General features: G+C 64.9%; 12 protein-coding genes. 11 read left to right on the forward strand and 1 reads right to left on the reverse strand.

Annotation, left to right across the window (positions count from 1 at the left end; all coding sequences use genetic code 11):
• Positions 1-18: 18 nt before the first annotated feature.
• From mreC to FRAAU_RS02890, 11 genes are all read left to right on the forward strand, one after another.
• Positions 19-1,011, forward strand: coding sequence for a rod shape-determining protein MreC (gene mreC, locus FRAAU_RS02840; RefSeq protein WP_014402063.1), 993 nt, complete (start codon positions 19-21; stop codon positions 1,009-1,011).
• Complete coding sequence (gene mreD, locus FRAAU_RS02845) at positions 1,008-1,493, forward strand: rod shape-determining protein MreD (RefSeq protein WP_014402064.1); 486 nt, start codon at positions 1,008-1,010, stop codon at positions 1,491-1,493. Before mreC ends, mreD begins: the two co-directional genes overlap by 4 nt.
• A gap of 9 nt (positions 1,494-1,502) precedes the next feature.
• The gene (mrdA, locus tag FRAAU_RS02850) at positions 1,503-3,422 is read left to right on the forward strand and encodes a penicillin-binding protein 2 (protein ID WP_014402065.1); all 1,920 of its coding nucleotides are present in this window, start codon (positions 1,503-1,505) and stop codon (positions 3,420-3,422) included.
• Positions 3,423-4,538 (forward strand): rod shape-determining protein RodA, encoded by a 1,116-nt coding sequence (gene rodA / locus FRAAU_RS02855; RefSeq protein ID WP_014402066.1) that lies wholly within the window; start codon positions 3,423-3,425, stop codon positions 4,536-4,538. It abuts the gene before it with no gap.
• Between the two features lie 197 nt (positions 4,539-4,735).
• A complete protein-coding gene (gene mltB, locus FRAAU_RS02860; RefSeq protein ID WP_014402067.1) occupies positions 4,736-5,689 on the forward strand; it encodes a lytic murein transglycosylase B in 954 nt (317 codons plus the stop codon).
• A 128-nt stretch (positions 5,690-5,817) separates the two neighbouring features.
• On the forward strand, positions 5,818-6,753 hold the full coding sequence (locus FRAAU_RS02865) for a septal ring lytic transglycosylase RlpA family protein (protein ID WP_425598083.1): 936 nt from the start codon (positions 5,818-5,820) through the stop codon (positions 6,751-6,753).
• Between the two features lie 68 nt (positions 6,754-6,821).
• Positions 6,822-8,156, forward strand: a complete 1,335-nt coding sequence (locus FRAAU_RS02870; RefSeq protein ID WP_014402069.1) for a D-alanyl-D-alanine carboxypeptidase family protein — start codon at positions 6,822-6,824, stop codon at positions 8,154-8,156.
• A gap of 14 nt (positions 8,157-8,170) precedes the next feature.
• Positions 8,171-8,461 carry a YbeD family protein gene (locus tag FRAAU_RS02875; RefSeq protein ID WP_014402070.1) on the forward strand — a complete coding sequence of 97 codons (291 nt, stop codon included), beginning with the start codon at positions 8,171-8,173 and terminating at the stop codon, positions 8,459-8,461.
• Positions 8,462-8,548: 87 nt separating this feature from the next.
• A complete protein-coding gene (lipB, locus tag FRAAU_RS02880) occupies positions 8,549-9,217 on the forward strand; it encodes a lipoyl(octanoyl) transferase LipB (RefSeq protein ID WP_014402071.1) in 669 nt (222 codons plus the stop codon).
• An 11-nt stretch (positions 9,218-9,228) separates the two neighbouring features.
• Positions 9,229-10,239: a lipoyl synthase gene (gene lipA / locus FRAAU_RS02885; RefSeq protein WP_014402072.1), complete on the forward strand. Its 1,011-nt coding sequence runs from the start codon at positions 9,229-9,231 to the stop codon at positions 10,237-10,239.
• Between the two features lie 8 nt (positions 10,240-10,247).
• A complete protein-coding gene (locus FRAAU_RS02890) occupies positions 10,248-12,539 on the forward strand; it encodes a carboxy terminal-processing peptidase (RefSeq protein ID WP_014402073.1) in 2,292 nt (763 codons plus the stop codon).
• Positions 12,540-12,763: 224 nt separating this feature from the next.
• On the opposite strand, the gene FRAAU_RS02895 is transcribed toward FRAAU_RS02890, so the two are convergent.
• Positions 12,764-14,170, reverse strand: a complete 1,407-nt coding sequence (locus FRAAU_RS02895) for a leucyl aminopeptidase family protein (RefSeq protein ID WP_014402074.1) — start codon at positions 14,168-14,170, stop codon at positions 12,764-12,766.
• Positions 14,171-14,223: the final 53 nt, after the last annotated feature.

Below are 14,223 nucleotides of genomic sequence, written 5' to 3' on the forward strand. Positions count from 1 at the left end.
CACAGGAGTGAGGCCGCCATGGCGCTACCACGCGAAGGCGGCCCGTCGCTGTTTGCCGGACCCATCGCCGGAACCCTGCGATTGGTGATGTATCTGGCCATTGCCCTGGTGGTGATGGTGCTCGACCATCGCAATGGCTGGATGTACCACGCACGCTATACCGCTTCGGTCCTGGTCGAGCCGCTGTACCGGCTGGCCGGCCTGCCCAGCCGCAGCCTGCATGCGCTGACTGTGGCCTTCGCCGATCGCAGCCTGCTGACCGAACAGAATCGCGAGTTGCGCCAGGATCTGTTGCTGGCCAATGCCAAGCTGAGCCGGATGGCCGAAGTGGCGCGCCAGAATACTCATTTGCGGGAACTGCTCGATACCCAGCACAGTCTGGACATCAATGTGCAGCTGGCGCGGGTGATCGGGGTTGATCTGGGCGCCTTCCGGCATCGGCTGACCATCAATCTGGGGGCCAATCAGGGTGTGCGTGCCGGTCAGCCGGTGATCGATGCCCATGGCCTGCTCGGCCAGGTCGTGAATGTATTGCCGAACACCGCCGAGGTGATGCTGGTGACCAATCCCGATCATGCCGTTCCCGTCACCATCGAGCGTACCGGTCTGCGTACTGTAGCCTACGGTTCGCAGGACGAAGGACTGCTGACCTTGCCCGAAATTCCCGGCGCGGCCGATGTCAGGGCCGGTGACCGCTTGCTGACCTCGGGTCTGGGCGGGCGCTTTCCCGCCGGCTTCCCGGTGGGAACGGTGATTGGTGCCGGCACCAGCAACGGCATGTTCCTGCAGGCCAGTGCCCGACCGGCGGCGGATATCGACCGCGCCGACGAGGTCTTGCTGCTGCACGATCTGGCCGACCCGGTGGGGCCGCCGGGGCCGGCGCCGCAGATCGGTCCGCCCGCCGAGCTGGCACCGCCACCGGCGGCGGCCAGCAGTGGCGGCCATGCTGCCCGGCCGATGCCGGCCGCTTCGGTGGCGCCGGCTGCCAGCGCCGGGTCGGTGCGGCCATGAGCGGGATGCGTCACGGTGGTCTGTATCTGGCCGGTACACTGGTGCTGTCGCTGTTGTTGATGCTGTTGCCCCTGCCCAGCGGGCTGGAGCCGCTGAAGCCTTATTGGCCGGCCCTGGTGCTGATCTACTGGGCGCTGGAATCGACGGACAGGATCAGTCTCGGGCTGGCCTTCAGCATCGGCATGATCGCCGACCTGATCAGCGGCGTGCTGCTGGGTGAGCAGGCGCTGCGGCTGACGGCGCTGGTCTTTATCGTGCTGAGGATCCGCCCGCGGCTGCGTTTTTTCCGGATGTGGCAGCAGGTGCTGGCCGTGGCGGCGCTGCTGCTGAATGATCGCCTGATCCTGCTGGTGGTGCGCCTGTTTGCCGGCGAGGCCGTGCCGCCGCTGATCTGGTGGGGCGCGCCACTGGTGGGAGCCGCGCTGTGGCCTTTCCTGTTTCTGCTGCTGGACGACCTGCGGTCGCGGCTGCGGATCCAGTAGTCTGCTCTGATGCGTATCCGGCCTGATATCAAGGATGCACGCGGCGAAAGCGCGATGTTCCAGCGCCGAGCCCTGGCCGGTTTTGCGCTGATCGTGCTGGGGTTGTGCGGGCTGGTGGCCCGTTATGTCTACCTGCAGGTGGACCAGCATGACGAATACACCCTGCGTTCGCAGCAGAACCGTATCAAGCAGCGGGCGCTGCCGCCGGGCCGCGGCCTGATCTATGATCGCGAAGGCAACCTGCTGGCCGACAATGTCCCGGCTTTCCGGCTGGAAGTGGTGCCCGAGCAGGTCCACGATCTGAAAGCGACCTTGGCCGCCCTGGGTGCAGTGGTGCCGCTGAGTGATGATGATCTTGACAACTTCCGCAAGCAGCTGCGACTGAACCGGCGCTTTGACAGCATTCCCTTGAAGATGCAGCTCAACGAGGACGAGATCGATCGTTTCGCGGTCAACCAGTGGCGTTTTCCCGGTGTCGAGGTGGTGCCTTACCAGATCCGCCGCTATCCGATGGGCGACTTGTACGCGCATGTCGTCGGCTATGTGAACCGCATCAACGAGCGTGATCTGGGCCAGCTGGATCCGGCGATGTACAAGGGCACCACCCATGTCGGTCGCACCGGCATCGAGCGCGCCTACGAGGCGCAGCTGCATGGCACCCCAGGATACGACCTGGTCGAGGTCAATGCCGATGGCAAGGTCCAGCGGGTGCTGGAGCATCACCCGGCGACCGCCGGCAGAAATCTCTACCTGTCCATCGATACGCGTATCCAGCGGGCCGCGGTGGCCGCGTTTGCCGGTCGCCCGGGGGCGGCGGTGGCGATCGATCCGCGCAATGGCCAGGTGCTGGCGATGGTCAGCGTGCCGTCCTATAACCCCAATCTGTTTATCAACGGGATCAGCACGGCGGCCTATCGCGAACTGACCACGGCGCCGAACAAGCCGCTGGTCAATCGCGCCATCCAGGGCGTCTATCAGCCCGGCTCGACGGTCAAGCCGCTGCTGGGACTGGGCGGGCTGGAAATGGGGCTGCGCCGGCCGCAGGACACGGTGCTGTCCACCGGTGAATTCTTTATTCCAGGGCAGAGCCGGGCTTATCGCGACGATGTCCGCGGTGGTGTCGGCGTGGTCAACTTGATGCAGGCCATCGAAAAATCGGTCAATACCTATTTCTACAAGCTGGCCCTGGACATGGGCATCGACCGGCTCAGCCAGTTCATGGGCAGTTTTGGCTTCGGCAAGCCCACCGGCGTGGACTTGTACGGCGAATTGGGCGGGGTACTGCCTTCGAGGGAGTGGAAACGCCAGCATTTCCGCCAACCCTGGTTCCCGGGCGAGACCGTCATTGCCGGCATCGGCCAAGGCTACTGGGGCGTGACCCCGATCCAGCTTTCGCACGCCTTTGCCACCTTGGCCAATCATGGCGTGGCCTATGCACCGCGGCTGGCCGATGCCACCGAGGCGCCTGGCGGCGGCGGTCGCGAGGATCTGGTCAATCCGCCACTGGGTCCCAGCCTGATCACCCGCAACAGCAACTGGCAGGCGATTGATACCGGTATGGAAATGGTGATCTACGGCCACGGCACCGGCCATGGCCTGGGTGACGGCTTCCCTTATCGGATTGCCGGCAAGAGCGGTACCGCCGAGCGTTTCTCGCGGACCACCGATGCCTACGATACCAATCGCAACAAGGCCTACCTAGCGGCGCGCCATCGCGCCTGGTTCGTGGCCTATACCCCGGCGGATCAGCCTCGCATCGTGGTCGCGGCGCTGCTCGAGGCCGGTGCCTGGGGCGGCAGTGATGCCGGTCCCATCGTGCGCAAGATTTTCGATGCCTGGCTGGCTGAGCAGAAAGCGGCTCCCGAAGGGGCGCCTCCACCGACCATGGCGCAGCCTGCGCCGGCCACGACTCAAGCGAGGAATCCCTGAATGGCTCTGAATACCGGCGTGTTCTCATGGCGCCGTGGATGGCAGGCCCTGCTTGGTCCCCGGCTGGACTGGTGGTTGCTGGGCGGGCTGCTGATCCTGGCCGGGGTGGGCCTGGCGACCTTGTACAGCGCCGGTGGCGGCAATATGAGCCTGGTCGAAGGTCAGGCCGCCCGCTTTATGCTGGGGCTGGGACTGCTGTGGCTGATTTCTCGGATTTCGCCGCAGCAGCTGCGCGACTGGACGCCCTGGCTGTATGCCGGCAGCACCTTTCTGCTGGTGGTGGTGATCGTGCTGGGCGAGGGCCGGGGCGCGGACCGCTGGCTGAATCTCGGCATCATGCGTTTCCAGCCCTCGGAACTGCTGAAGCTGACCATGCCGATGATGGTGGCCTGGTATCTGCACTCCCGGCGCCTGCCTCCGGGCTGGAAGGATATTGCCGTGGTCGGCGGCCTGATCGCGATTCCCTCGGGACTGATCGCGGAACAGCCTGACCTGGGCACCGCCACCCTGGTGGCTGGCGCGGGTGCCTTTGCCTTGTTCCTGTCAGGCATGGCCTGGTGGCGGATCGGTCTGCTGGGCGGGGCCGCCGCCGCCGCGATTCCGCTGGGCTGGCATTTCATGCACGAATACCAGCGCGACCGGGTCCGGACCCTGCTCAATCCCGAAGCCGATCCGCTGGGCAATGGCTGGCACATCATCCAGTCCAAGATCGCGGTGGGGTCCGGCGGTGTCTTCGGCAAGGGGTTCGAGCACGGCACCCAGTCCCGGCTGGACTTTCTGCCGGAACATACCACCGACTTCATCTTCGCGGTCTATTCCGAGGAATTCGGCCTGATCGGAGTCATTGCGGTGCTGTTGCTGTACGTCTTCATCATCGGTCGCTGCCTGTGGATCGCGATGCAGGCACGCGATACCTATTCCCGACTGCTGGCCGGAGCCATCGGCATGAGCTTCTTCGTCTATGTCTTCGTCAATGGCGGGATGGTCGCCGGCATGCTGCCGGTGGTCGGCGTGCCGATGCCGCTGATCAGCTATGGCGGTACGTCGGCGGTATCACTGCTGACCGGCTTCGGCATCCTGATGACCATCCACGCCAGCTTCAAGCGACGCGGCTGATCGCGGGCAGGGCGATCAGCTCCTCGCTGAGGCCGCCCTGAATCAGCCTGCAACCAGTCACGAGCTGGTCCCGACGCGATCAGATCGGCATGTTAGGCTTGCCGGATATCAGCGATGGAGGCGCAGCAGCCACAATGTCAGCAGGGTTTTCGGGTTGCCGCCGACGCATGCTCGGGGTCATGGGGAGTGCAGGGATCATGTTCGGCATGATCGGCTCGCTGCAGGCGATGGAACATCCGGGGCAGGCGGCACTGGTTGCCGAAGTGGCGAAGGATACCGGCCAGGATCCGGTCCGCTTGAATCAGCTTCTGTCCGGTGCTCAACGCCAGCAGAGCATTCTCGATGCGATGGCCCGTCCGGCGGAAGCCAAGCCATGGAGCGCTTATCGCCCGATTTTTCTGACCTCGAAGCGCATCCACGAGGGCGTGGTTTTCTATCGCGAACACCGCGCCCTGCTGGACAGCCTGGGCCGGCGCTACGGCGTCGATCCGGCCTATGTGGTGGCGATTCTCGGCGTGGAGACCTTCTACGGCGCCAATACCGGTCACTACAAGGTGCTGGACGCGCTGGTGACCCTTGGCCTGTATTACCCGCCGCGGGCCGCCTTTTTCCGGGCCCAGCTGAAAACCTTGCTGGAACTCCCTGACCACAGTCTGGCCGCGCCGCCGGACCAGCTGACCGGTTCCTATGCCGGTGCCCAGGGCTGGGGCCAGTTCATGCCGGACAGCATCCGCCAGTATGGCGTGGATGCCGATGGTGACGGCCGCATCGATCTGCAGCATTCACTGCCCGACATCATCGCCAGTGTCGCGCATTACCTGCAGGGACATGGCTGGCAGGCCGGGCAGCCGGTGGTGTTGCCGGCGCTGGCCCAGCCGGCGGCCAAGCCTCTGCAGATCAAGGATGCCCGGCCGCGATGGAGCGTGCAGCAGCTCGAGGCCTGGGGTTACGCGCCGACGGCGGCCGTGGATCCGGCGATGCAGGCCACGGTGGTACATCTGGCCGGCGAGCCGGCGAGCGATGTATGGCTGGGCTTCCGGAATTTCTATGTCATCACCACCTACAACCGCAGTCCGCTGTACGCCATGGCGGTGCACCAGTTGGCCGAGGCCATCCACGCCGGCAGCGATGCCCTGGATCGGTCGCCGTGAGGCTGGCCGCAAAACTGGTTGCTGCATGGGCGCTGGCTGGCCTGGCCGCCTGCAGCAGCCAGCCTTCAAGGCCGCGTGCCGACGCGCACAGCCTGCGTACCGGCAATGCCTACCACGACAATCTGCTGCTGGCCCAGGATCGGCGTTACCGCAGCAGCCATGACAGCGTGCCCGACGGACCGCCGCCGGACTTTTCCAAATTGCCCGAGCCGGTGCCCAAGGCGGAGCCCTTGTCCTTGTATGGCAACAAGAGCCCCTATACCGTGCTGGGTCGCACCTACAAGGTACTGCCCAGCGCGCATGGCTATGTGGCGCGCGGCACGGCCTCGTACTACGGCAGCAAGTTCCATCGCTACAAGACCTCCACCCTGGAGGACTACGACATGTATGCCTACTCGGCGGCCCACAAGACGCTGCCGTTGCCGAGCTACGTGCGGGTGACCAATCTGGCCAACGGCAAGAGCGTGGTAGTGCGCGTCAATGATCGCGGACCGTTCAAGGACGACCGGCTGATCGATCTGTCCTACATCGCGGCGGTGAAGATCGGGATCTGGCCCTCGGGCACCGGCCAGGTCGAGGTGCGTGCGCTGGATCCGGGCTCGGTTTCACCGCCGAGGCCGTTGCCGCCGCCGGCGGTGAAGCCGCCTGACTCGGTGCGGGCCTGGCAGGCGATCGCGCCGGCTCCAGCCCCGGCCGCTGCGGTGGCCCGCAATGCCACCGAGGCCATGGCTCCGGTCAGTCGCGCCGAGCTGCCGGCGGCGACGGCCTTGCCGACGAAGCCGGCCGCGGCTCCGCCTGCGCCGATGGCCACCGCAGCAGTCGGCGCTGGCGGTCTTTATCTGCAGGCCGGCGCCTTCGGCGATCGCGCCAATGCCGAGCGGGTAGCCACCCGTATTCGTGCAACGGGGGTGGCCGTGCAGGTCGTGTCGGGGCTGTCCGCTGGCAAGGTGGTGCAGCGGGTCCGGGTCGGCCCGCTGCCTGATGCCGCGGCCGCCGGGCAGGCCGCCCGACGAATCGAGCTTTTGGGGCTGCCGCGGCCGCAGCCCGCCCCCTCTCCGCTGTAAACTAGACCCTACATACACCCTGCAAAGGCGCTTGGGCGCCTTCCCCACGTCCTGGATTGACACACTCGATGAGCCTTCATCTTCGCACCCTGACCGCGCTTGCCGCCGCCATCATGGCCGTGACCGGCGCGACTGCCGTCATTGCCCAGCAGGCACCGCCGCCGATTCCCGCGCCGAATCAGATGCCGTCGATGCCGACGCCGATTCCTTCGCCGAACCAGGCCCCGCCGGTGCCGACCCCGAATCTGGTCCCGACGGCCGGTCCTCGTCCGGAAGCGCCCAAGGCGCCGGAGATCCCCGTGCCGCCGCCGCCGGACGTGGATGCCCAGAGCTGGGTGCTGATGGACTATGCCACCGGTCAGGTACTGGCCAGCAAGGATCCGGACACGCGGCTTGCTCCGGCTTCGCTGACCAAGATCATGACCGATTACGTGGTCTCGGCCGAGCTGGCCAACAACAAGATCCACATGACCGATCCGGTCTTCATCAGTGAAAACGCCTGGCGTGGCGGCGGTGCCGGCACCGACGGCTCGACCAGCTTTCTGAAGTTGAACAGCCATGTGCCGCTGAAAGATCTGCTGTACGGTCTGATCATCCAGTCCGGCAATGATGCCGCGATCGCGCTGGCCGAGCATGTGGCCGGCTCCGAACAGGCGTTTGTCGGGCTGATGAATGCCTATGCCCAGCAGCTGGGCATGGTCAACACCCATTATTCCGATGCCTCGGGCTATCCGGTCGATGACCATTACAGCAGCGCCCATGACATCGCGATCCTGTCGCGCGCGCTGATCCGCAACTTCCCCGAGGATTACGCGATCTCCGCGGTCAAGGAATTCCAGTGGAACGGCATCACCCAGCACAACCGCAACACCTTGCTGTGGCGCGACCCGTCGGTGGACGGCATCAAGACCGGCCACACCGCGGCGGCGGGCTTCTGTCTGGCGGCCTCGGCCAAGCAGGGCGGTTCGCGGATGATCGCGATCGTGATGCATTCTTCCGGCGAGAAGTCGCGCGCCGATGCCGCACTGGCGCTGCTGAACTACGGTTTCCGTTTCTATGAAACCCATGTCCTGTACAGCGCCGGCAAGCCGTTGGCCAGCCCCCGGCTGTGGAAGGGGCAGAGCTCGACCTTGCCGGTCGGTGTCGCCGATGATGTGATTGTCACTGTCAAGCGCGGGGACTACAGCAAGCTGTCGGCCAATATGGACCTGCCCTCGACCCTGGTCGCTCCCTTCACCAAGGGCCAGCAGATCGGCACCCTGCATATCACCGAAGCCGGCAAGCCGCTGCAGGACGTGCCCCTGGTGGCTCTGGCCGACGCCCCGCAGGGCGGTTTCCTTGCCCGCTTGTGGGACAGCCTGCTGTTGTGGTTCCACAGCAGCAAGAAATCAGACGCGAAATAACCGGAGTTCCAATGATGTCCACCACCCCCACCACAAACGAGACCCCGGAAGAACGCGGCTTCAGCTTTCCCGGCGTGTTCGAGATCACCGCGATGGGTGATGCCAGCGCCGACCTTAAGGCCCGCGTGCCGCAGTTGCTGGCTGATGTCGGCTTGAAAGTACTGCATGAGACGGTCAGTCATCGGCCTTCGCGAGAGGGCAACTTCGTGTCCGTGACGGTCAGCTTCCATGCCGACAACCGTGAGCAGTACGAAGCCGCCCATCATGCTCTGCGCGCCGACCCGGCCGTGCGCTTCACCCTGTAATACCCGGCCGGTCCGCAGTCATGCTGCGGACCGGCCTCTGCGCCCCGTTCGGGGGCGATGCCTTTACGCCATCTCCGCCGAGGCCGTATGAGCTTGCCATTGAAGATCCGCCAGCTTGGCGTCCAGCCCTATCGTCAGGTGTGGGAGGCCATGGGGCGATTCACCGATCGGCGCACGGCCGCAGACAGCGACGAAATCTGGCTGCTGCAGCATCCGCCGGTGTTCACGCTGGGGCAGGCCGGCAAGCTGGAGCATGTGCTCGACCCGGGCGCGATCGAGCTGGTACAGGTCGATCGTGGCGGTCAGGTCACCTATCACGGTCCGGGCCAGCTGGTGGCCTATCCTCTGATCGATCTGCGTCGTGCCGGCCTGGGAGTCCGTGAGCTGGTCACCCGCATCGAGCAGGTGCTGATCGACACCCTCGCCGAATGGCGTATCACGGCCGAGCGGCTCGATGGCGCGCCCGGCGTCTATGTCGCCGGCGCAAAGATCGGCGCGCTGGGCCTGCGGGTACGGCGTGGCTGCAGCTTCCATGGACTGGCCTTGAACGTGGCCATGGATCTGTCGCCGTTTGCCCGCATCAATCCCTGCGGCTATCAGGGGATGGCTGTCACCCAGATGCTAGACTTGACCCCGGGCGTGGACATGGACAGCGTGTCCTCGGTCTTTCTCGACAAGTTTTGTCGTCAATTCGGCTACGGCTCCTGTGTCGATGCCGCCGGATTGCCTGAACTCTCCGACACTATTGCGGTCTAGGTCCCAACGACATGAGTGAATTACCGGCAACCTCTGGCAAGACCATCCCGATCAGCGTCGTGACCGGCGCACCGCAAGGTGCCAAGCAGCTGGGCAGCGACAAGATCGCCCGCAACCGTGCCGGCTTCGACACGGAGCAGCCGATGCTGCGCAAGCCCAGCTGGATCCGGGTGCGGCTGCCGCAGGGCAATGCGGTGCAGCAGCTGAAGCAGCGTCTGCGTGAAAACGCCCTGGTGACGGTTTGCGAGGAGGCGTCCTGCCCGAACATCCACGAGTGTTTCAGCAAGGGCACCGCCACTTTCATGATCCTGGGCGAGGTCTGCACCCGTCGCTGCTCGTTCTGCGATGTGGCTCATGGGCGGCCGGCGGCGCCGGATCCGCTGGAGCCGGCGCGGCTGGCGGATACGATTCGCGATATGGGGCTGCGCTATGTGGTGATTACCTCGGTCGATCGTGATGATCTGCGTGATGGCGGTGCCGGTCACTTCGCCGCCTGCATCCGCGCGGTGCGTCATGCCAGCCCGAATACCCGGATCGAGGTGCTGACCCCGGATTTCCGCGGCAAGGGCCGCATGGAGCGGGCGCTGGAGGCGATGCAGGCTTTCCCGCCGGACGTGTTCAACCACAATCTGGAAACCGTGCCACATCTGTACCGCGAAGTCCGCCCCGGCGCGGATTACCAGTGGTCGCTGGACCTGCTGAAGCGGTTCAAGGCCCAGCATCCTGAGGTGCCGACCAAGTCGGGCATCATGCTGGGACTGGGCGAAACCGAAGAGCAGGTACTGGAAACGATGCGTGATCTGCGTGCCCATGATGTGGACATGATCACCATCGGACAGTACCTGCAGCCGACCGCGCACCACCATCCCGTGATGCGATATTGGTCGCCGGAGGAATTCGAGGCCTTGCGCGCCGCCGGCGAGGCGATGGGCTTCGGCCACGTCGCCTCCGGGCCGCTGGTTCGCTCCTCCTACCATGCCGACCTGCAGGCCCATGCAGCCGGTGTCACTGAAGTCGATTGAGAGAACCCATGAAATTACGCACCCTGTCGACCGCCATTCTGCTCACCTTCACTGTTACGGGTGCCATGGCCCAATCTGCTGCCGACATGGGCGCAGGGCGACGTCCCCACAAGGAGTCGGTGTTTCCGCTGAAACCCACCGATCAGGAAGCGGCGGCCGCCCAGATATCCGCCCGGCTGCTGACACGCTTCCATTACGATGCGCAGCCACTGGACGACGCGATGTCGGCCAAGATCTATGACGCCTATATCAAGGCGCTGGACGGCGACAAGATGCAGTTCACCCAGGCGGATCTGGCCAAGCTCAAGCCTTATCGCACCCAGCTGGACGATGCGATCTGGAACAGCGATCTGAGCGCGCCTTTCGATATCTTCAACCTGTATGTGCAGCGCGCCATCCAGCACTGGACCTATGCCAGAAGCCTGCTGGCCAAGGGTTTCGACTTCAATACCCACGAGGTCTACCAGTACGACCGGAAAAAGGCCGACTGGGCTCCTGACGATGTCGCGCTCAACGATTTGTGGCGCAAGCGCACCATGAACGACTGGCTGCGTCTGAAGCTGGCCGGCAAGAAGGATGACGAGATCCGGGCGCTGCTGGAGAAACGCTACAACGGCTATATCGAGCGCACCAAGCAGGTCGATGACCAGGATGCGTTCCAGAGCTTCATGACCGCGTATGCCGAAACCACCGATCCGCATACCGATTATCTCGGTCCGCGCGAGGCAGAGCAGTTCGACATCATGATGCGCCTGTCACTGGAAGGTATCGGCGCCCAGTTGATGCTGCGGGACGACTATGTCGCGATTGCCGAGCTGGTACCGGGTGGTCCGGCGATCAAGTCCAACAAGCTGCACCTTGGCGATCGCATCGCCGCAGTGGGCCAGGGCACCGAAGGGCCGATGGTCGATGTGATCGGCTGGCGACTGGACGACGTGGTCAATCTGATCCGCGGCAAGAAGGGATCGACCGTGCGGCTGGATGTCATTCCGGCCGACAAGGGGCTGGATGCCAAGCCCGAGCGCATCGCCCTGGTTCGTCAGAAGATCCAGGTCGAAGACATGGCGGCCAGCAAGAAGATCATCGAGATCAAGGATGCCAAGGGGGCGCACAAGATCGGCGTGATCGATCTGCCCAGCTTCTATTCCGACTTCGATGGTCGTCAGGACGGCGACAAGAACTACAAGAGCGCGACCCGCGACGTGGCCAAGCTGATCGGCGAGCTGAAGCAGGCCGGTGTCGAAGGCATCGTGATGGATCTGCGCGATGACGGCGGCGGCTCGCTGACCGAAGCCAACCAGATGACCGGTCTGTTTATCGACAAGGGGCCGGTGGTCCAGGTCCGTGATTCGCGCGGCCATGTCGATGTGCAAGGTGACGATCAGGCCGGCATGGCCTGGGACGGACCGCTGGCGGTGCTGGTCAACCGAGGTTCGGCCTCGGCCTCGGAAATCTTCACCGCGGCGATCAAGGATTACGGCCGCGGCATCATCATCGGCAACCCGACCTTCGGCAAGGGCACGGTGCAGAATCTGGTCAATCTGGACCGGATCGCTCAGACCCATGGCGACAAGAGCCAGTTTGGCGAGCTGAAGATGACGATTGCCGAGTTCTTCCGCATCAATGGCGGCTCGACCCAGCTCAAGGGCGTGACGCCGGACATCGAGTATCCCAGGACGGGGGCGGAGAAGGATTATGGCGAGTCGACCTACGACAATGCCTTGCCCTGGACCCAGATCGCTCCGGCCGAATATCAGCCGGTGGCCAATATCCAGCCTTATCTGGCCACGCTGAAGGGTGAGCACGATGCCCGCGTTGCACAGTCTCCGGCCTGGAAGCTGATGCTGGACGAACTGGCCGCCTACCAGAAGCTGCGCGACAAGACCTCGGTATCCTTGAACTACGCCCAGCGCGAGGCCGAGCGCAAGCAGCTGGATGCCCAGCAGGCCGAATTCCGCGCCCGGCACAAGCTGCTGGACGGCAAGAACGCCAAGGGTGATGACGATGCGGCCCAGCTTGATGACGGTCTGGATCCGAACGAGCGCAGCCTGAAGTCGGTGCTGAAGGAAGAGAAGGACGTCAAGAATGCCCGGAACAAGCCGGATCCGGAGCTGCGTGAGACCGCGCATGTGCTGGCCGATGCCTACGATCTGATCCATGCCAATCAGACCCTGGCCGGTCAGGTACTGCCTTATGGCGGCAAGATGGGCAATGCCTGGCTGAAGCCGGCGGTCACGGTGGTGGTCAAGCATGGCCCGTCGCCTGCCCCGGCCGGCTCGACGGGTGGCCACGGTCACTGATCGCCGCATGCATCACGGCACAAAAACAAAGGGCCGGCATTGCCGGCCCTTTGTTTTGCAGGATGACGAGGCCGTCAGCCCTGTCCGGCCCGAAGGCCGCGGGAGCATGAGCCCGCCGGCACGCGCAGCCGCTTTCGGCATGCCGGCGCGAGGGCCGGTCTCGGTGCCTTTGTACGGGCCGCTGCAATCCGGACGACAAAGGCCGCCGACCGGTCGGCCATCCATCAGGCCGCCGTGTCGGAATCCTTGCTGACCGGCGTGGCATAGCGCTGCTGCAGAAAGGCAAAGCTGGCGCGCAGTCCCATGGCCTCGCCACCACGCGGTCGGCCGGGGCGATCGGAATCGTTCCAGGCGTAGGTATCCAGATGCAGCCAGTCCAGTTCCGCGGGAACGAAATGCTGAAGATACAGCGCCGCCGTGATCGCGCCGGCATGGCCGGTGGGAGCGCTGTTGCTGAGATCGGCGATCGAGGAGTCCAGCATGCGGCGGTAGGGTTGCCACAGCGGCAAGGGCCAGAGCGGATCGTGATGCTCCTCGCCGGCCTCCTGCAGTGCCTTGGCGGAGGCCGGCAGGGTGCCGAACAGGGCCGGCAGATCCGGGCCCAGTGCGACGCGCGCGGCACCGGTCAGCGTCGCGAAATCGATCATCAGGTCGGGTTTGCGCTCGGCACCGTAGGTCAGGGCATCGCACAGCACCAGTCGACCCTCGGCATCGGTATTGTCCACTTCGACCGTGATGCCGGCCCGGGTGGTGATCACGTCACCCGGGCGCATGGAGGCGCCGCTGATGGCATTTTCCACGGCCGGGATCAGCAGTGTCAGACGCACCGGCAGTTTCGCCTGCATCACCAGTTCGGCAAGGGCGATGGCATGGGCTGCGCCACCCATGTCCTTTTTCATCCAGCGCATGCCGGCCGAAGGCTTCACGTCCAGGCCGCCGGTATCAAAGCAGACGCCCTTGCCGACCAGTACCAGGGCGGGGTGGCTGGCCTTGCCCCAGCTCAGCTCCATCAGTCGTGGCTCGCGATGGCTGCCACGACCGACGGCATGAATGGTGGGGAAGTTGTCGCTGAGCAGCTCATCGCCCACCCATTCCCGGAACCGGCCCTTGTGCGCCTTGGCCAGCTGCTTGACGGCCTCTGACAATTGCCTGGGTCCCATATGCTCGGCCGGTGTATTGACGAGGTCGCGCACCAGACTTGTAGCGTTTGCCAGGGGCATCACCTGGCTCAGCACGGAGGCCTCAAGGCCGAGGCGGGCCGGCTTGCGTCCGGCCTTGCGGTAGCGCTCGAAACGGTAGGCGCCCAGGGCCCAGCCCAGTGCCAGTTGCACCGGATCAGCCAGCAAGGGATCGACCGCCAGCTGGTAGTCGCCTTCCGGCAGACTGTAAGGCAGGCCACCCAGCGTCTGCGGGCCGGCCTCCTTGGCGGATATGACGACCAGCACCCGACCCAGTGCACCATTGGCTTCCGGTACCAGCGCATGCTGGCCCGGCGAGGCCGTGAAGCCGCTCTGCTCCAGCCAGCGCCGCTGGGCCGCGCTCAGGCGGCGCAGCACAGCGGCGCTGCGGCCGGCATCAATGACTTCAACCGGAATGGCCGCTTCCGGGCCGAGTTCAAACAAGACGGACATGGCAGGTCTCCTGACGAGCCGCCGCGGGCAGCGCGGTCGGCAAACCCTGAATG

It is taken from the genome of Frateuria aurantia DSM 6220, from assembly GCF_000242255.2.
GTDB lineage: Bacteria > Pseudomonadota > Gammaproteobacteria > Xanthomonadales > Rhodanobacteraceae > Frateuria > Frateuria aurantia.